The organism is Enteroscipio rubneri (assembly GCF_002899715.1).
Lineage (GTDB): Bacteria > Actinomycetota > Coriobacteriia > Coriobacteriales > Eggerthellaceae > Enteroscipio > Enteroscipio rubneri.
This window is the reverse complement of sequence record NZ_PPEK01000001.1, coordinates 431,900-449,894: the sequence shown is the minus strand read 5'-3', so window position 1 is coordinate 449,894 and position 17,995 is coordinate 431,900. Positions and strand designations below refer to the sequence as shown.

15 protein-coding genes are annotated in these 17,995 nt (G+C 63.0%); 6 read left to right on the top strand and 9 right to left on the bottom strand.

Annotation, left to right across the window (positions count from 1 at the left end; genetic code table 11):
• Positions 1 to 3: 3 nt before the first annotated feature.
• Together C2L71_RS01895 and C2L71_RS01890 are read right to left on the bottom strand one after the other, a co-directional pair.
• Positions 4 to 630 (bottom strand): 4Fe-4S dicluster domain-containing protein, encoded by a 627-nt coding sequence (locus C2L71_RS01895; RefSeq protein ID WP_103264078.1) that lies wholly within the window; start codon positions 628 to 630, stop codon positions 4 to 6.
• On the bottom strand, positions 630 to 3,152 hold the full coding sequence (locus C2L71_RS01890) for a molybdopterin-containing oxidoreductase family protein (protein WP_103264077.1): 2,523 nt from the start codon (positions 3,150 to 3,152) through the stop codon (positions 630 to 632). Before C2L71_RS01890 ends, C2L71_RS01895 begins: the two co-directional genes overlap by 1 nt.
• Positions 3,153 to 3,647: 495 nt before the next feature.
• Between C2L71_RS01890 and C2L71_RS01885 the strand changes: the two genes are divergently transcribed.
• A complete protein-coding gene (locus C2L71_RS01885; RefSeq protein WP_239926222.1) occupies positions 3,648 to 3,896 on the top strand; it encodes a type II toxin-antitoxin system RelE/ParE family toxin in 249 nt (82 codons plus the stop codon).
• A gap of 30 nt (positions 3,897 to 3,926) precedes the next feature.
• On the opposite strand, the gene C2L71_RS01880 is transcribed toward C2L71_RS01885, so the two are convergent.
• The 3 genes from C2L71_RS01880 to nrfD are packed head-to-tail and all read right to left on the bottom strand — an operon-like array spanning position 3,927 to position 6,326.
• Positions 3,927 to 4,931, bottom strand: a complete 1,005-nt coding sequence (locus tag C2L71_RS01880) for a slipin family protein (protein WP_103264075.1) — start codon at positions 4,929 to 4,931, stop codon at positions 3,927 to 3,929.
• Entirely contained in the window at positions 4,928 to 5,359 is a 432-nt protein-coding gene (locus tag C2L71_RS01875) for a GntR family transcriptional regulator (protein WP_103264074.1), read from the bottom strand. Before C2L71_RS01875 ends, C2L71_RS01880 begins: the two co-directional genes overlap by 4 nt.
• Before the next feature lie 13 nt (positions 5,360 to 5,372).
• Positions 5,373 to 6,326, bottom strand: coding sequence for an NrfD/PsrC family molybdoenzyme membrane anchor subunit (nrfD, locus tag C2L71_RS01870; protein ID WP_103264073.1), 954 nt, complete (start codon positions 6,324 to 6,326; stop codon positions 5,373 to 5,375).
• Between the two features lie 388 nt (positions 6,327 to 6,714).
• On the opposite strand from nrfD, the gene C2L71_RS01865 reads away from it, so the two are divergent.
• Entirely contained in the window at positions 6,715 to 7,392 is a 678-nt protein-coding gene (locus tag C2L71_RS01865) for a YczE/YyaS/YitT family protein (RefSeq protein WP_103264251.1), read from the top strand.
• Complete coding sequence (locus C2L71_RS01860; protein ID WP_103264072.1) at positions 7,389 to 8,456, top strand: lactonase family protein; 1,068 nt, start codon at positions 7,389 to 7,391, stop codon at positions 8,454 to 8,456. Before C2L71_RS01865 ends, C2L71_RS01860 begins: the two co-directional genes overlap by 4 nt.
• A gap of 137 nt (positions 8,457 to 8,593) precedes the next feature.
• On the opposite strand, the gene C2L71_RS01855 is transcribed toward C2L71_RS01860, so the two are convergent.
• Positions 8,594 to 9,454 (bottom strand): DUF4097 family beta strand repeat-containing protein, encoded by an 861-nt coding sequence (locus tag C2L71_RS01855; protein ID WP_103264071.1) that lies wholly within the window; start codon positions 9,452 to 9,454, stop codon positions 8,594 to 8,596.
• A gap of 18 nt (positions 9,455 to 9,472) precedes the next feature.
• Positions 9,473 to 10,186 (bottom strand): helix-turn-helix domain-containing protein, encoded by a 714-nt coding sequence (locus tag C2L71_RS01850; RefSeq protein WP_103264250.1) that lies wholly within the window; start codon positions 10,184 to 10,186, stop codon positions 9,473 to 9,475.
• 245 nt (positions 10,187 to 10,431) lie between these two features.
• Here C2L71_RS01850 and C2L71_RS01845 point away from each other — a divergent pair, with 245 nt between their 5' ends.
• From C2L71_RS01845 to C2L71_RS12105, 3 genes are all read left to right on the top strand, one after another.
• Positions 10,432 to 12,093, top strand: coding sequence for a sensor domain-containing diguanylate cyclase (locus C2L71_RS01845; RefSeq protein WP_103264070.1), 1,662 nt, complete (start codon positions 10,432 to 10,434; stop codon positions 12,091 to 12,093).
• Between the two features lie 10 nt (positions 12,094 to 12,103).
• Positions 12,104 to 12,658 carry a TetR/AcrR family transcriptional regulator gene (locus C2L71_RS01840; RefSeq protein WP_103264069.1) on the top strand — a complete coding sequence of 185 codons (555 nt, stop codon included), beginning with the start codon at positions 12,104 to 12,106 and terminating at the stop codon, positions 12,656 to 12,658.
• 940 nt (positions 12,659 to 13,598) lie between these two features.
• The gene (locus C2L71_RS12105) at positions 13,599 to 13,811 is read left to right on the top strand and encodes a hypothetical protein (RefSeq protein ID WP_103264068.1); all 213 of its coding nucleotides are present in this window, start codon (positions 13,599 to 13,601) and stop codon (positions 13,809 to 13,811) included.
• A 35-nt stretch (positions 13,812 to 13,846) separates the two neighbouring features.
• Here the strand turns inward: C2L71_RS12105 and C2L71_RS01830 are convergent, their stop codons facing one another.
• Together C2L71_RS01830 and C2L71_RS01825 are read right to left on the bottom strand one after the other, a co-directional pair.
• A complete protein-coding gene (locus C2L71_RS01830) occupies positions 13,847 to 15,745 on the bottom strand; it encodes a hypothetical protein (protein WP_103264067.1) in 1,899 nt (632 codons plus the stop codon).
• The gene (locus C2L71_RS01825) at positions 15,742 to 17,877 is read right to left on the bottom strand and encodes an efflux RND transporter permease subunit (protein WP_239926220.1); all 2,136 of its coding nucleotides are present in this window, start codon (positions 17,875 to 17,877) and stop codon (positions 15,742 to 15,744) included. Before C2L71_RS01825 ends, C2L71_RS01830 begins: the two co-directional genes overlap by 4 nt.
• Positions 17,878 to 17,995: the final 118 nt, after the last annotated feature.

Genomic DNA, 17,995 nt, shown 5'->3' with positions numbered 1-17,995 from the left:
CGCCTAGACGAGGTAGTACACGCAGGGGCCGGTGCCCTCGTCGGCCAGCAGCTGCTTGTACGGGCGGTCGCGGATGAGCTTGGACACCTCGGAATCGGGGTCGTCGAAGTCGCCCCAATGCCGCGCCAGCGTCCGGCACACGTCGGCGCAGGCAGGCCGCTCGCCCTTGGCGATGCGGTGCCAGCACATGGTGCACTTCTCCACCACGCCCTTCTGGTGCTTCGGCGCATCGGCGCTGCCCACCGGGAAGTCGAGGAAGTACTTCGGCTCCTCCCAGTTGAACGTGCGCACGCCCGAGTAGGGGCAGGCCGCCATGCACATGCGGCACCCGATGCACTTGTCGAAGTCCTGGCGCACGATGCCCGTGTCGGCGTCTTTGTACGTGGCTCCCACCGGGCACGCCTTCACACAGGCCGGGTTGTCGCAGTGCTGACAGCCCACGGTCATGAACGCCATATGCAGATTGTCGGGCCATTCGCCCGAGGGCGTCTGCTCCACCTCGCCGCCGTCGGTGTAGGCACGGCTCCACCAAACATCCTCGGGAAGATTGTTCTCCACCTTGCATGCCATCGAGCAGAAGTTGCATCCCACGCAGCGCGTCGTGTCGATGACGAATCCATACCGCGTCATTATTCAGCACCTCCGTCGTACAACTCGACTTCGCAAAGGATCTCGTTGTAACAGCTGTTCCCCGAAAACCCGTCCATGTCGATGCGCGTGAGATCCGTTAGATGCCCGGCTACGAAGTCGTCAGTCTGCCAACCGTGCGGAAGAAGAATGCAGTCGGGTCGTATGCCCTTGGTGACGACCGCCTTGCACACCACGAAGCCGCGATCGTTATACGCCTTGATCAAATCGCCTTGCTTGATGCCACGTGCAGCTGCTGCATCTTCGTGAATCTCGATCTTGGGCTCAGGCCGCAGCTCATCAAGCCAGGGAACCTCGAGAAGGATGGATTGTGCGTGGTATATCTCGTGGATGCTAAAGGCAAATAGCGGATATTTCTGAAATGCCGGATTGTTTACGCTCGTCTCGAGCGGCTCCTCCCAGTATGGCCGGCTTTCGATCTCGCGATCGACCTCAGGCTCGTTCAAGTCGACCGACCGCGGGTTCTCGATATAGAACGAGTTGCGGATCTTCGGGGTCGCAGCCGCCGCGGCATTCGATGCCGCCGCTTCCATCTGGTCGGCGAACTTGACGATAAAGCCCTTTTCCTTGTAGTCGTCGTAGGTGAAGCCGTTTGCCTTGTTGAAGGGGGTATCGAGCGCTTCGCGCAGGTACTCCTCATCGGTCTTGTCGTATAGGTCGGGAAAGCCCATCTTGTCGGCGAGCATACGGAACACGTCCATGTCGGCCTTGCATTCTCCCGGCGGTTCGACGCCTTTCTCGAGCAGGGTGAAACCACCGGTAGCGTCTTCCTTCTCCCACATCATAGCGATGGGCAGCACGATATCGGCCCAACGCGCCGTGTCCGACATATAAGGATCGGCCACGACGAAGAGATCGAGCTTATCGATGGCCGCCTTGAGCTCGCGCGGCCCACAGTCGGCAGCCAGTGGATTCGCCTGGAAGCAATACACCACTTTGAGAAGAAGCTCCGTCGAACCCAGTTTTCCCTTTTCCATCACCTCATGAAGATACATGCCTGTCATATGCAGGGACTTCTTAGCACCATCAACTTGGATGAGCTTGCTTGTGTCGGTTGTTCCGCCTATGGCATCTCCGCCATCCTCGCCTTCGAGGAGATGCTGGCACACGATGAACGAACCAGGCTTATCGTAGTTTCCGGTCAGGCAGGCAAGGAGCATAAGGTCTTTGTAGTTGTGGCGCGAGTTATGCCGGTGGTCGAGGCCTTCCCACATATCGATGGTTGCGGGTTTTTCGGTTGCATACAGGCGCGCGACCTCCTCGATCTTCCACGCCGGGACGTCGCACACCTCGGCGGCCTTCTCGACTGTGTACTCCTTGATATTCTCGAGCACGTAATCGAGCACCGTGCGCACTTTGAGGCCGTTCGCTTCATAGGAGCCAAGCACGGCAGGGTGCGCAACCTTGTTGATGGAGCCAAACGTCATATTCTCCTCGTCGTACACCACCTCGGTGTCAAGGGTCGTCGACTTGCCCGTCTTAGGATCGACAGGGCCCTCTTCGGGGGCCATGCCCAGATCCGATAGCCGCAAGTACGTCCCGTCCTCTTTGCGCAGAATCGGGGCGACGGTGCTATCCCGAAGAAATTCCCAGTCCACCAGCTCGTGGTCGACAATCCAGTTGCACATGGCCAACGCCAAGAAGCCGTCAGTCGCCGGACGCACCGGCAGGTAGAGATCCGATTGCACCGCATTCAACCTGACCAAAGGATCGATAGTTACGATCTTGGATCCGTTCTCCTTCGCCTTGCGAAGAAAATTCTGATGGGAGCGAGATGCACCGGTAGGATTGGAACCCCAAATCATGATCGTCTGCGCTTTCACAAGTTCGCTCTGTGGCGCGAATTTGGCCAGCCCGGGAATGGAAGCCAACGCCCATTGCAACGTCTTATCAGCTGCGGGGGTCATTACCGTTGCTCCCGTTTTCTGGATGAACCGCTCGAGCGAGACGGACGAACCGGTGCGCGTACCCTCGGGAGTGCAGCTCGAGGTTGCAAAATTCAGGACGCTGCTCCCGCCGACATAACTGTGCCAAAACGCAACCGAAGAATCCCCATATTGCTCCTGGGATGATTTCATGGCATCGGCGATGGTGGTTATGGCTTCGTCCCACGAGATACGTTCCCACTGGCCTGCGCCGCGCTCTCCAACACGCTTCAAAGGGTAGAGATTGCGCTTCGGGCTGTAGAGGCGCTGCGGATTCGTCTGGCCCTTGACGCAGCCGGTTCTGAACGTTGGATGTTCAGGGTCGATGTCCGCAGGCTTGACCTGTACGAGCTTTCCCTCGCGCACGATGCCTTTCATGCGGCAGGTTGGACCGCCGCAGTTGCCTCCGCACGTGCTGTAGAACACCTGCTCCTCGGCTGCGTCGGCATCGGGCGTTTCAGCCAGCGCAGTGAGCGTTGGCGTCGTGCCCGCAACCGCCGCTGCGCCCGCGAGCGCGCCGGTCGTTTTCAGGAAGCCTCTGCGCGTGAGCCCCGTGCGCGGGCTCTTGGTTTCCGACATGTCTCCTCCTTCATTCCCGATACAAGAATGCCTTGGGCAATCCGAGCGAAGGCGACGGTTCCGCAAGCGGCCTTTCCCGTCGACAGCGCGGCGCAGAGCGCCGCTTGGTCGGGATTCCCCCTTATGTCAGAAATCGGCCGATTCCCTTCTCTGTCATAGTCTGCCATACGTCACTATGATTATCAAGTAAGAACTATGACAGAGTATGACAAGAGATTATTCTATTTTGGAGATAATATTGGTTAAACTGGGGATTCTATTTCTTTATCGCAAGCATTCACGTAAGACAGAAGCGATTATCGCCGGAGACAGAACGCCGCATACAGCGGCACGCTCTTGATTCCTCCTTCGAATCCGAAGTTCCTCGTGAACAAGCCCCCGTACGTGCCGAAAAATACAATGGACTACAATTTTTGGTTTCGAGCTCCACGTCGGGAAGGGCATCGCGACCTTTGCCGCCTCGACGGATCGGTGCGTCTTCGCGTCCTGAAGGCGTTGGACAAGATCGCAGCCAACCCGCGCCCGTCAAGCGGAAGCGAACCCGGCTACGGCAAGCCCCTCGGCAACAGCGGAGGAACCAATCTCACCGGCCTGTTCAAGGTGAAGCTCAAGCGCGACGGCGTGCGCATCGTCTACAAGCTCGAAGAGCGCGACGGCGTGATGCTGGTTATCGTCATCGGGATGCGAACCGACGATGAAGTGTACCGCGAAGCGGCGCGTCGCAAACGAGCGCACGGGATGTGATCAGTTACAATAATAGCAGGCAGGGCAGCGCTACTTCGCGCCGTGCGCGCTTGCTTGTTCCCCCGCTCCCGTCTCGGGCACGAAGCCCTCGCTGAAGGCGCTCGGCACCACGAGCGTGCCGCCCGACTGTTCCACGCTCTCGTAGGCCAAGTGCATGGTGCGCAGCTTCATGGCGTCCGCATCGCCGGCGTACACCTGCGCGGCATCCATGAGCATCTCGGAGATGTCCTTCTCGGCCTCGGCCAGCACCATGCGGGCGTTCTTCTTCCGCTCGGCAACGGCCTCTTGCGCCATGGCCTCCTGCAGCTCCTTCGGGATGACGATGTCGCGGATCTCAACATCGATAATCGTGATGCCCCAAGGGTTCAGCTTCTCCTCGATGGCCGCCTCCAGCTCCTCGTCGAGCTGATCGCGGCGCGTGGCCACCTCCACCGCCGTCGCTCGGCCGATGGCCTTGCGCATGGTCGTCTGTGCGATCCACGCCACGGCCGACGCGTAGTCCTCCACCTCCACGGCGGCGTTCTTCGCGTTCCATACCATCCAGAATAACACGGCGTCCACATTGATGGGCACGAGGTCGCTCGTGAGTGTCTCTTCGGCCCCAAAGTACGTGGTTGCCACGCGCTGGTCGATGCGTAGCGTGTAGAACTCGACGATCGGCCAAGTGAACACGATGCCCGGCCCTGCCACACGATTGAACTTGCCGAAGCGCAGCACAACGGCCTTCTCCCATTCGAGCACCACGTGCACCGAGGACGACGCCAGCCACCCCACGAGGGCCGCCGCGAGGAGCGCCGCCAGCCCGATGCCGCCGAAGGCCAGCTGCACCGCCGCCAGCACGAGGGCGAACGCGATCGCGAACACCACGACAGCGAACACCACGGCCCCGTTGCGCGATGCCCGGCGCCGGCCGGTGTCAAACCGGGCGTTGGCCGGAAACGACGCCGTCCGTCCTTCGCCGAAGGGCGCCGCCGCGCCCGCTGCCGCGTATCCCGCCTCCGACGCCCCGGCGCTTCCGTTCTTCTGGCGCTTCATCGCTCCTCCTCCGTCCTCGAAGCGGCGTCTCGGCCGCCCCCGTCCCGCTTGCGCCGCTCGGCTTGTATGCTGGCGGCGAACTGCTCTTCGATATTCTCAAGCGACATGCCTAGTTCGAAGCAGCGCTTGAGGTACTCCTGCGTCACGATCTCGGCCGTGGTCGCTATGCTCACGCCGGGCTTGCCGCTCACGTCCAGCACGAACGCGCCCTGGCGCCGCTTCGATTGGACGTAGCCGTCCTGCTCCAGGCTCATGTACACCTTGCTCACCGTGTTGTAGTTCACCTCGACGTCGGCGGCCAGGCCGCGCACCGTGGGCAGCTGATCGCCCGGCTTGTAGTACCCCGAGGTGATGAGGTAGATGAACCGGTTCTTCAGCTGCAGCCAGATGGGGATGCTGCTCTTCTCGTTGATCTCGAATAAGGCCACGTGTCCGCTCTCTCTAGTCCAATCGGAACGCCTGCGCGTTCGGCTCTTCAAGCGCAAGGTCGCGGTGCATGCCCGTCTCCACGACGGCGCTGCGCATGCTGAACCCGCCTACCAGCACGAGCGCCGCCGCCACGGCGAGCGCGGCCCGCACAACCTGCGCGTCGCGACGGCGCAGGAAGAGGGCCGCCTCCACCGCAAGCGGAATGACCAGCCCGCACAGCACGAACCCGCCCCACCACCAAGCCGCCAGATCGCCGCACGCCAGGCGCATGGCCGAAGCCGACTCGGCAGGATGCGCGCTCGCAAGCGCCAGGCCCGCGAAGAGCGCTGCGGCGGCGACCTCCAGCACGATGACGGCCGCGTCGATCCGCGCGAGCATGCGCGCCATGCGATCCACCCGCTCGTCCGGCTCCGCGAAGAATGCGGTGATCAGCAGGACGGCCGCACCGCACGAGAGCGACGACAGCGCGAACAGCACCGGGACGAGGGGCGAATGCCAGAACGCCACCCCGGCCGCATCCTGCAGCAGCAGGCCCGTGTACAGCATGACCACGATGCCCGCCAGCACCGTCAACGCTTCGACGGCGCGCACAACAGAGCGCGCGATGCTCGGCAGATACGCGAAACGCACCGCCGCCAAGAACGCCCCGAGAAGCGCCAAAGCCGCCAGTGCATAGGAACCGACCGTCAGATACGTTGCCGACGGACGCAGGAACAGCGCCTCCACCCGGTCGATGCGCCCCAGGTCGAACAGCAGGAACAGCGCGCCCAGCACGAGCGCGGCCAGACCTGCCAGCAGGCCGAACGAGATCGTGCGCTCCGCCGGCAAGGCTTCGTCCACCGAGGCGCGCGCCGACGCGCCGAAGGGCGTGCGCACCCAGGCGAGATCGAACAGCGAGGACATCGCCAAGGCGCCGGCTCCTACGCCGCCGAGGAACAGATATCCCACCACCAGCTCGCCGAACATGCCCTCTCCCCCTCGCCGCGCAGCCGTTACGCCCCAGACGCCGTGCACCGTTCCCGTCAGTATCCCACAAAACGCGGCCATTGCATATGACAACGTGTCATATGCAATAGAAGATCGGGGAAACCAGCTCCAACCTGAACGGGTCACGCTCAAGGCGCGCGAAGATGCGCGCCGGGAACCCGAGTGCAGGAAGGGCGAAGCGCCTCTGACGCGCATGGCGAGACGACTCATGCAGCGGCACGTTCGCGTCACCAGCCGCTAACAGCTGCGCAACGGAGGGCCGAGGAGCAGCTTGCGAGCCCCGGGCCCTATGCGAGACTCGATCGCACCTGCCTTCGCATCGGCTTCGGGCAACGGCGGGAACCGGATACGAGAGGAGCGCCGCGCCATGGCGAAGTGGCTGGATTTGAAGCACACGTACAACCTGAAGGGCAAGCTCCTGTTCTCGTGCCTGGGCATCGTGTGCATCGCGCTGGGCACGTCCATCTGCCGCGTGGGAGGGGTCGGCGTCGATCCGTTCACGGCCATGAACCTGGGGCTGAGCGCGCGCATCGGGATGGATTTCGGTACGTTCCAGCTCATCGTGAACCTGATCATCCTCGTAGCCGTGTTCAGGTTCGACAAATACCAGCTTGGATTGGGCACCATCATCAACATGGTGGCCGTCGGCTATCTGATCGAGTTCTTCACCTGGGCCTACCACCTGCTTCCCTGGCAACCCTCGGGGTTCGTGAGCGCAGGCGTATACCTCGTAGTCGGAACGCTTTTCTTCACGTTGGGCGTATCGTTGTACCTCAAGACGCGCATGGGCGTGGCGCCCATCGACGCCATCGCACCCGTCATCGTGGCGCGCACGCGCTTCATCTACACGCCCGTGCGCATGACGCAGGACATCACGGTGGCCGTCATCGCCATCATAGCCGGCGGGCCCATCGGCGTGTTCACCATCATCGCCGCGTTCTTCACGGGGCCGCTCATCACGATGTGGAACAAGGTGGCAACGCTGCGCCTATACCGGCGATTCAAGGTACTCGACAAGCAGGAGCTCGCGCAGGAGGCGTCATGACGGCGCAGAGGTCTGAGCAAGCGCTGTTCGCGGGAACGTACACGGACGGCAGGGCCGGCGGCATCTTCGAGCTCGCCTTCAACGAGGAGGCGGGCTCGCTGCGCATCGTGCGCGAGGCGGGGAAGGCGCCGAACCCCTCGTTCGTCGCACAGCGTGGACGGCATCTCTACGCCGCACACGAACTGGACGATCGGAGCTACCTTGCCGCCTATGCGATCGAAGGCGACGGATCGCTCGTCTGCCGCGGCGCGTGCTCTTCGCCGGCGGATGCCGGGACGTGCTTCGTCGCCGTCCACCCGGACGGGCGCTGCCTGTACGGTGCGAACTACCAGAGCGGATCGGTAGGCCTGTGCCTGCTCGCATCCGACGGGAATCCACGCGGAGGGCTGCCGTCCGTGCGCCATGCGGGCGGCGGGCCGAATCGCGAGCGGCAGAGCGCGCCGCACGTGCATTCCGCGAGCTTCGTCCCGGGAACGGACCTGCTCGCCGTCGTCGATCTGGGCTGCGACACCGTCACGCTCTACCGAGCGGGGACCGCGGGCGCGCTCGACATGCCCCCGGCCGAGGTCGTGAGGGTGCCCGGCGGTTCGGGGCCGCGCATGCTCGCGTTCCATCCGCGCCTTCCGGTGGCCGCCCTCGCGGACGAACTCGCGAACGACGTACTGCTGTTCCGGTTCGATCGGACTGGGCTGAACTGGGAGCGGATCGGTCGTCTGGAGCTGCCGACGGCGCGCGGCGACGCGTCGCGAAGCGGCCGCGCGGTTCTGGCGGCCCATCCTGCGTTCTCGCCAGACGGGAGCCGCCTGTACGTATCGGTGCGGGGCAGCGACCGGATCGCGCTGTTCGACATCGACGGGAGCGGGAGCGCATCGGCGCGGGCCGACTACCCATCGGGCGGGCGCGGGCCGCGCCACATCTCGCTTTCCCCCGCCGGCGATCGCTTGGCCGTGGCGAACCAGGACAGCGACGAGGTGGTCCTGTTCGCGCTCACTGCGAACGGCCGGCCGATCGAGGAGACGCGCATCGCCGTCCCTCGGCCCTCGTGCGTCGCATGGGAACGGTGATCCCCTGCACGTGCTCCCCGCGCGAGACGGGCGCGCAGCCGGAAACCGCGCGGATGCGGCATGCGCGCGGTCTGCGCCGTCGGGCGCCCCGGTGCGCACGTGCCGCGCCCGCCCGCACGCCGGGCCGCGCTGAGCCCCTAGCTCTTCTCGATCGTGAAATCGCCGCTCGCGATGAAGATGTCGAACGAGGCGGAACCGTCGCCTACGACGCCCCTGCCCGCGCCTTGCGACGATGGGAAATCGCTTCTGAATGACCCCGACGCCTTGTCGACGCGCGCCGTGAACCCGCTGTCTTCGGGCAGGGCCACGACGACCGATCCGCTGGCCACCTCGGTCACGAGATCCTGTGGGCACGCCCCCTCGCACGATACGCGTGCCTCCCCCGAAGCCGTCTTCAAGCGGACGCTTCGGCCGAACTCACCTGCTACGTTCATCCTTCCGCTCGCCACATCAACCGCAAGATCCTCGGCCCGCATGCCGCGCACATCCATCTCGCCCGAAGCCAGTTCCACGTCAAGCGTGCGGCAGCCGATGCCCTCCACCGAGAACGACCCCGACGCGCCCGAGAGCCGGACGGCGTCGAACCGCTCCGCCGCGCTCTTCGGTATGCGCACCTCGAGGTCCCGCCGCCCGAACAGCGCGCTGCACGAGAATCCCGAGCCCTGCTCCACATGCAGTGTGCCGCCCGAGACACCCCAGCGCATCTGCTGCCCGCGCGGTGCGCTGCCCACCAGCGTCTCCACCAGCTCGATGCGGCCGTTCGCATCGGCGTCGTCGACCACGACCACGCGCGCGTCGCCCGCCCCCCACCCGATGTCGAGGCTTTCCACCTCCTGAGCGTCGATGCTCGCACTCCCCTGCGCGGTCGCCGTTCCGAACCGTGCCCCGAACGCCGAGCAGCCGCTCCAGCCGCCAAGCCCCACAAGCCCGATCGCCAGCGCTCCGAGCACGATGATCAGCGCTATCTTCGTCGTCGATTCCCTTGTCAGCCTTGTCATGTCCGCCCCCGCCTTCCGTTAGCGCCGATCGGCCCGATAGTTCGGGTCGTTCTCGATGATGTGGGCGATCCAGTAGTACAGCGGAATGGTGAGGAACACGAGCCACGCTGGATGCCACACGCCGCACAGGAAGCCGAGCGCAAGGAATATGATGACGCACAGCACCGGATAGGGGAAGGTCGTCCACGGCCCGCGCTTTCGATGGCCGCCCGCGTCGTGCTCGGCGCCGGGCTGCTGCGCACGATACGGCTGCTGAGGCTGCGGTTGGACGGGCTGACCGGATGGCGGAGGTGGGCAGGCGGTCGCCGACATCTGCCCGGAGGACGTCGCCTGCTCGAGGGACTTCGTCTGCGCTTGCTCTGCCGTCGCACGCGCCTGGGCAGCAGCCACGGCAGCCTGGGCAGCCCGCACCGCCGCCTCGTTGGCGCGCACGGCCGCCTCTTGCGCCTGAATCTGCGCACCCCTCGTCGCTCCCGCTTCGACGGCATCTCGGTCGCGCTCCTCGAAGCGCACGTCGTCCTCGATGTCCTCCTCCACGCGCAGAAGCTCGTCCACGGTCACGCCGTAGAGCTTGGCAAGCGCCACAAGATTGCCCGTGTCGGGAGACGACTCGGCTCGCTCCCATTTCGAAATCGCCTGCCGCGACAGTCCCAACTGCGCTGCAAGCTCTTCTTGGCTATACCCCTTCTCGCGCCGCATCGTTGCGAGGCGCTGGGCGATCTCGACGTTCATGAACGATCCCTTTCTCGGTTTCTCTGTCATGCGTTCCTCTCTCCCCCAGGCTACGGTTGCATCGCCCGTTGCACCAGCATGTCCGGTATTCATTTTACGCAACCGACGGTTGCATCCACTTGCGAAGCATCGGATATCGTGTCGAATCGAAAACAGATGGGCCCGAAACCGGCGCATGCGGGCCCCTTCGAGAGCGATCGTGCGATACAATGGGCAAACCGCTCAAATAGAAGGGGGGGGGTATCGTGTATCGCAAAACGCTGCGTATCTGCCTGTTCGGCTGCGACGACCAAACCGCAGAAGCGATAGCGCGCATCAAGCCCCTCGACCGATTCGAGCACGAGGTGTTCCGTCGCGACGCGCTGGATGCCGCCGCATTCTGCTCCTGCTCCATCGCCGTTGTCGATGCACGCTCGCTTGCGCCCCATGAGGCGGAAAATGCCCCGCAGGCCTTCCGCCCAGCCGCAGATCTCAGCGCACTTCAAGAGCGGCGACGTGCCGAGCGTATGGATCGGTTCGGGACCGTCGCCGTCATCGCAGACGCCTCTGATGCGGCCGCGTGGACGTCCGAAGACTTCACCTTCATCGACGCACTATGGACAACCCCCCTCGACGAGGCCCGCTTGGCCTTTGAATTCGGACGCTTGCAGCAAGCCGCCGAAACCGCCGCGGATCTGAACCTCGCGCGCACCTACCTTGATACCGCCATCGACTCCATCCCCGATCTCGTGTGGTTCAAAGACGCCGCAGGATCGCATCTCAAGGTGAACGACGCCTTCTGCTCCGTCGTCGACAAGACGAAGCAGCAGGTCGAAGGTCGTGGCCACTACTACATTTGGGATATCAGCCCAGAAGAATACGCTACCGGAGAGTACGTGTGCCTGGAGTCGGAGGAAGAGACGATGCGCGCCGGGCGCACGTGCTTGTTCGACGAGCAGGTGAAAACGCCCCGGGGCATGCGCCAGTTCAAAACGTACAAGACCCCCCTTTTCGACGAGGATGGCACCGTCATGGGCACCGTGGGCATAGCCCACGACGTCACAGCTTTGGGCAACATCGCCAACGAGCTAGACATCGTGCTGAACGCCATCCCCTTTGCCGTGACCATCGAGGATGCCGACGGCATCGTCCTCAATGTGAACCGCGCCACCGAGGAGCAGTTCGGCATCCGCCCCGAACTCGTCGTGGGAAAACGCGTGGAATCCTGGCCGGTCGAACTGGTCGCGCGCGAGGATCCTTCCAACATCGCACGACCCGGCACGAGCGAATTCGCCGCGCGCATCGGCGGCAAGGTGCGCACATTCGTTTCTGCCGAATCGCCCATTGTGGACGTGTTCGGCAACAAGACCGGAAAGATGCGCATCGCGCGCGAGACCACCCTCGAGCGGAAACTGGAACGACGCGTGCTCGAAGCCGCTCGAACCGACTACATGACAGGCCTGTTCAATCGGCGCTTCTTCCATGAACAGTTCGCAGGGCGCGACATGGCGGGCATGCAGCGCACGCCGCTGGCGGTCGCGACGATCGACCTCGACGGGTTCAAAGAGGTTAACGACCGTTACGGTCACGACGCGGGAGATCGCACCCTGATGTTCGCAGCCGACTTGCTGAAAGATGCATTCGACGACGGCCAGGTCATTCGCTGGGGCGGCGACGAGTTCGCCGTGGTGCTGGCCGGGCCGGCAGCCGAGCATGCCCGCGAGCGGGTTGAGGAAGCGCTCGAACGGCTGCAGCTGGAATCCGCGCACAGCGAGATCACCGTCGCGCTTTCCGGCAGCGCGGGCATCGCGACGACGGATGACCCCCGCCTTCCCATTGACGAACTGGTCAAACGCAGCGACCGTGCGCTCTATCGCGCCAAACACAGCGGCAAAGCGCGCTGCTGCATGTACGGCGAGGACGATTAGGAGGTGTGTTGTGGCCGCAGAGAAGGTCGATCGTCGCGTGCGGTACACAAAGCGCGCACTCACCCAAGCGCTCGTTCGGCTCGTGCAGGAGCGTCCCGTCTCCAAGATCTCCGTCAAGGAGCTCTGCGAGCGAGCCGACGTGAACCGAAGCACCTTCTACGCCCACTTCCGCAACCCTCATGACCTGCTTCAGAGTATCGAGAACGATGCGCTTGCCGATCTGAAAGCGCATCTTCTGGCCGACGACAAGCCGCGTACGGCGAGCGTGGTCAAAGTGCTCGAGTACGCGCAAGACAACGCCGAGGTGTTCCTCATGCTCCTCGAGGAGAGCGACGGCGGATTCCAGCGGCAGATCATGGAGCTGGCGCACCTCGTCGACCTTCAGCCTTCGGATAGGCAGGGCGTGAGCACTCCCGACAGCTTGGAGTATATGTACCTGTTTGCCGTGTCGGGAGCGCTCGGCATGCTGTCGCACTGGCTGGAGAAAGGCACGCCGCAGTCGCCCGACGAGATGTCGGATCTGCTGCTGCGCATCATCCAGCACGGCATCGAAGAACGCGCCTAATACAATCCCGGCCGCCACGAACAATTCATGTCGATGAGGAAGCCTGCCGTCATACCAAGATTGGCATGGCGTAGAACAGCGCGTCACGACATCCTGCGTCAAATCAATGGTGGCTTACCAGCGGATGGAGAAGAACGCGGCACAAATATGGGCTTATGCAAAACTCATCTAACGTTAACTTCAGTTTTTCACAACTCCTGAAATTCTGACCTAGTGTTTTGCCGCCCACCCTCCTTTTCCTCTTGTCAATGAGCTTAGAAGAATTTGCATACCTTCGAATCTGTGCCACGAAATGACGCATCCGTTTTCGTGCCGCTCTGCATTGTCCAGCCAACCTCAGCTGGAAAGTAGATGCCGGAGCCTAAAGGGGCCCCAAATCGCCGCCGAACCAAGAAGACTATGCAAGCACACCCGACAGCGTCACTACACATCCAGCCTTACGGGTGCGGCTCAAGAAAATAGCGATATAGTGACCATATGAGTATACTTATAGGATATGAATCGGCACTCGACTACTGGCGCACCGTCGGACCAGAATTATTGCGCGACCACAAAGCATGACAAGAAGCGACGAGGCGAGCACAGCGCGTACTCGCAGCTCAAGAAAAGCCGCGCCTTCTCGGAGGGAACCGGCGCCCGGCTGGATGCTCGCTCCCCGTGCGAGCATTAGTGAAAGATAAAACGATTCTTACCATGCTCTTGTGCTTACCGTATAGCATAGGCGGCTACGGTTTACCGCATCCCATGTTCAACTACCGTGTCGACATACCGAACCGCTCACGAAGACTTGCCGACCGAACATACTGCTCATGCGATCTCTGCTGGCCATATGAGAATTTGGTCCTCGAATACGATAGCGCGCTGTATCACTCGGATCCGCAAACGACGTGAAAGCGATGCACGACGACGCAACACGCTCATCACGCTTGGGTTCACGGTCATGACCGTTTCCTCAGACCAACTTATGAACAGCGGCGCTTTCAACCGGCTTGCGCATCAGGTAGCGAAACGCCTGGGCAAACGATTGCGCTACAAAGACCCGCACTTCACGCATACGCATTGCGATCTGCGCGACGAGCTTTTCTCCGCCATCGGCATCCCTCGCGGAATGGAGGTAGAAGAAACGAGTGGAGCTGAATATGTCGCCAGATAAACGAGACGGATCGTGGAACCGATTCCCCCTCTTGATTATCCTTGAAAAAGCGCAATAAAGCGATCCCAGATCGAAAGCTCAGCCTCCGGCTCCTCTTCCGGCTCCGCCTCCGGCGCCTCGATGGGAGGCGTGGCCATGACGAATTGGACGGCGCTCACGTTCGGGTTCTCGCTCGATGCGAACGACACCGGATCGAATTCCGGGAAATCGTAGTCGGCCATCGCCTCCTCGATCTGCCGGCGCATGGTCTCAGGAAGGTCGATTGTGGCCTCGTTCAGCTCCGCCATGCCGCCGGCCACCTCGGAGGCTCCCCCCACAAGCCGGTCGGAGCCTCCGGCCAGCGATGAAGCACCCGACTGGAACTGCGCATACGCGCTCGAGAGTGTCGAAAGACCCGCTGCGTATCGGGCGAGGCCGTCGTGGAACGCGCCGTACTCGCCCGACAGCCGTTCGAGGCCGTCCGCCAGCTGAGCGAGCTGTTCGAACTGGGCCGGATCGAAGGAGCCTTCCATTTGGGAAGCGAGCGCGCGGAGGCGCGCGGCCTGCTGGGCCAGGGATCCCTCGACCGAAGCGTCGGCAGCCAGGGCACCCACCAGCTGCCCGGCGCCTGCGAACGCCGCACCATCGCCATAGGAAGCCTTGACAGCCTGCGCCGCGGCGTATGCCTCCGCGAGCTTGTCCACGGTGGCGACATCGGAGGCCGTCCCGCCAGACGAGGCGGCGCTTCGCAGGCTCGCAAGCTCGGCCTCGGTCACATCACCGGGGATGGCCGACACGGCCGAATCTAGCGCCGCGAGCGCCGCATCGTAGCCGCCCTTCAGACTGCTCGCGCTCACTTGCAGCGCGTCCAAGCCGTCGGCCAGCCCGCGTAGCACATCCGGCAGCATGCCCAGCTGGTCGAGCTGCGAGAAATCCGCATTGGAAAGACCGTTCGCAGCATCGGCCAGAGCATCCCCGATCGCACCCGAAGCCGTCACGATATCGGCCGACGACCCGTCGAGCGCCGTCAGCGCTGCGCCGATCTCGCCCGCGCCCGACGACAGGCCGCGAACGCCGCCCGAAAGCTCCTCGACGCCTGCCGCAAGCGATTCCGTGCCCTCCGACAGCCTGCTCACCGCATCCGAAAGGCCCTCCATATCCGACGCCATCCCCTCCGCGTCGGGCAGCTCCATTACCGAGGAGTACGGCAACGCGACGATCTGCACCCCGTCCATGGAGAAGCCGTCGACGTGCGCCGTCAATTCGAAGTCCCCGTCGTGGCCGGGAAGGACTGTGAACGCCACCGTCGTACTCTGGCCGGCGCGCGCGATCGTCGCGCCTTCAGCGGCCACGTCAAAGCACGACTCGTCCGGAAGCGTGAACGTGATCTGCAGCATGAAGCTGTCGTAGAATGCGGGGTCTGCCTCGTCGGCGCGCGCCGTGGACGCATGGATAGAAAGCTCGCCCGACGCACCGGCCAACTCTGCGGCCGGAACGGAGCGTCCGTCAAGCTCGTAGCTCAGCGAAACATTCCACGGAAGCGTCGTCTGGGCAGCGTTGCCCTGGTAGGCGAATGCGCCCTCCTCGGCTTCGAACGCCGTCCGTTCGCCCGTGCGCTCTAATTCGGCCTCAGCCGTCAGGTTCTGGACCGAGGAATAGTCCCCGTAGTCGACGATCATGCCGGGCGAGGATACGTCGAAGCGGTTGACGATATAGACCGCCTGCGGCGCGCCGTCCGTTGCCAGATTCGCGTACACCACCTCGGACTTCTCGAACGATGCAGCATATTCCGAGGCGTCACTCGCTTCCGAGACAGCATTCGCGTCGGAGGCGGCGTTCGCTCCCTCGGCGACGCCGTCGCGCGCGAGCGCGAACGCGCCAGGAATGCACGTGATCGAAAGAGCGGCGGTCAAACACGCGACGAGGGCGGTGCACGCAAAGCGACGATTCTTCATGAGGCATCTCCTTCACTCGAAGGCAGGGTAGGCGCCGCATCCGGCTTAAAGAAGCTCGCATGCCAGGTGGTGCGGCGGATGACGGGATCGAGGTAGATAAGCAACCCGGGCAGAAGGCACGTGACCAGAGCGAGCGACAATAAAGCCCCGCGTCCGAGCAGCAGCCCCAAGCTGGACACGGCCGAGATCGACGAAGAGAAGGCGAGCGCGAATCCCGCGGTGGCCAATATGCCGGCCGACACAAGCAGCGATGGGAACGTCTCGCCAAGCGCGCGCTTCACCGCCTCGCGTGCGGGCGCAACGCGGCGGTGGGAGAGATAATGCGTGGTCAGCAGAATACCGTAATCGATCGTGGCGCCCAGCTGCACCGTATTGATGACGAGGTATCCGATGAAGTTCACCTCGGTTCCCGTGAAATACGGGATAGCCAGATTGATCCAGATGCCGGCCTCGATGGCAAGCAGCAGCACGAAGGGCAGCGCAAGGGATTTGAATGTGATCATCACGACGAAGAAGATGGCCACGATGGCCACGAGGCTCACCACCACGTTGTCCACGGCCACGATGTTCTTCATATCGTAGAGGTTCGCGGATTGCCCTGCCGTGTAGAACTCGTCGTAGTGTTGGGCGGCAGCATGCTGGACAGCCTCGACGGTGCTGAAGGCCGTATCTCCCTCCACCTCGGTATCCACATAGGCGATGATGCGCGCGAAGTCCGTCGAATAGAACTGCTCGGTCACACTCGGATCGAGGAACCCTTCAGGCACGGCAGCGCCCACAACCGACACGTACGAGAGGACCGAGGTCACATGATCGAGTTGCGCAAGGTTGTCCGACAGAGCCGCTTCAGCCGCGACATCACCGCGTGGCACGAGCACGGCGATCGCGTTCTGCTTCCCGAAGACCTCGTTCACCGCCTGTACGTCGGCACCGGCGCGCAGGCTCGGATCGGGAACGCTGTTCTGATAGCTGAACACTGTGTGCGATTGTCCAAGGAACGCGGGTACGAGCAGTACGAGCACGACGAGCAAAGCCGGAATGCGCACTTTGCGCAGTCCGCGATCCACATTGCGAAACGACGGCAGCAAGGGCCGATGGGCCGTCTTGTCGATAATCCTGTAGAGCAGAAGCGTGAGCGCCGGCAGCAGGGCCATGACCGTGACGAAGCTGAGCACGATGCCCTTGACCAAGTTGATGCCCAGATCGGCGCCGATCTGGAACTGCATGAACGCGAGCGCTGCGAAGCCGAACAGCGTAGTGGTAGCGCTCGCCGCGATGGTGGGCATGGAAGCGCGCATGGCGCGCGCCATCGCCTCCGCGACATCGGAGGTGCGGCCCCTCTCGGCTGCGAACGCGTGCAGGAGGAAAATGGCGTAATCGAGCGACACTGCAAGCTGGAGGATGGGGCTCACCGAGAACGTGACGAAGGACACCTCGCCGAACGCGATATTCGTTCCCATGTTGATGAGGATGGATACGCCGATGGCTGCGATGAACAGGACCGGCTCGATCCACGACAACGTGGATAGCACCAGGAGCAGCACGATGACGGGCACGAGGATGGCCACGGCAACGAGCACCTGCTCGATCATGCTCGCGCGCATCTGCGCGGTATCGGCTGCATCGCCCGAAACGGCGTTGCCAGCGCCCTCCTCGTCGACGAGCGCGCGCAGTGCGGGAACGGCGTCGCTCTCGGCCCCCTCGGCAACCGTGACCTGGAATAGCGCATTGCCGTTCCGGTAGTAGGTTTCCACCGTGCTCGTATCGAGCATGGGGAGCGGCACGGCGACATCGGCCGCGTCATCGAGCCACAGGACGGATTCAACGCCCTCCATTGCGGCAATCTTGTCTTTCAGCGCGAGCGCGCGAGGCACGTCCACATCCCGCACGAGCACGTTCGCATTCGGCATGTCCTGCGCGAACTGCTCCTCCATGATGGCGACCGCTTTGGTAGACTGCGCGCTGGGAGGAAGGTAGTCCGCCATGTCGTAGTTGACCTTAACGAAGGGGATGAGAGCGGCGCAGCCTACCGCGGTGAGAAGAAAGAAGGCGACCACCGCTTTGCGCTTGGCTATGATGAAGTGGATGAATCGATCCATCGCCCGTTCGCACGCTCCGTCCAGCTCGGCCATGTCACACTGTGCGACTCTCACCTTCCGCATGATAACCAACACGGTGTTGTGGAACAACCGACAGTTCGGGACAAGCTGACCGTAACCCGACAGTTATTGCAGATGTGTCTGGAATTCA

Excerpts from the sequence above, each read along its gene's own strand:
- C2L71_RS01860 (WP_103264072.1), top strand. The coding sequence starts at position 7,389 with ATGACGGCGCAGAGGTCTGAGCAAGCGCTGTTCGCGGGAACGTACACG.
- C2L71_RS01825 (WP_239926220.1), bottom strand. The coding sequence starts at position 17,877 with ATGGCCGAGCTGGACGGAGCGTGCGAACGGGCGATGGATCGATTCATC.
- C2L71_RS12105 (WP_103264068.1), top strand. The coding sequence starts at position 13,599 with ATGACCGTTTCCTCAGACCAACTTATGAACAGCGGCGCTTTCAACCGG.
- C2L71_RS01890 (WP_103264077.1), bottom strand. The coding sequence starts at position 3,152 with ATGTCGGAAACCAAGAGCCCGCGCACGGGGCTCACGCGCAGAGGCTTC.
- C2L71_RS01865 (WP_103264251.1), top strand. The coding sequence starts at position 6,715 with ATGGCGAAGTGGCTGGATTTGAAGCACACGTACAACCTGAAGGGCAAG.
- C2L71_RS01855 (WP_103264071.1), bottom strand. The coding sequence starts at position 9,454 with ATGACAAGGCTGACAAGGGAATCGACGACGAAGATAGCGCTGATCATC.
- nrfD (WP_103264073.1), bottom strand. The coding sequence starts at position 6,326 with ATGTTCGGCGAGCTGGTGGTGGGATATCTGTTCCTCGGCGGCGTAGGA.
- C2L71_RS01850 (WP_103264250.1), bottom strand. The coding sequence starts at position 10,186 with ATGAACGTCGAGATCGCCCAGCGCCTCGCAACGATGCGGCGCGAGAAG.
- C2L71_RS01880 (WP_103264075.1), bottom strand. The coding sequence starts at position 4,931 with ATGAAGCGCCAGAAGAACGGAAGCGCCGGGGCGTCGGAGGCGGGATAC.
- C2L71_RS01895 (WP_103264078.1), bottom strand. The coding sequence starts at position 630 with ATGACGCGGTATGGATTCGTCATCGACACGACGCGCTGCGTGGGATGC.
- C2L71_RS01830 (WP_103264067.1), bottom strand. The coding sequence starts at position 15,745 with ATGAAGAATCGTCGCTTTGCGTGCACCGCCCTCGTCGCGTGTTTGACC.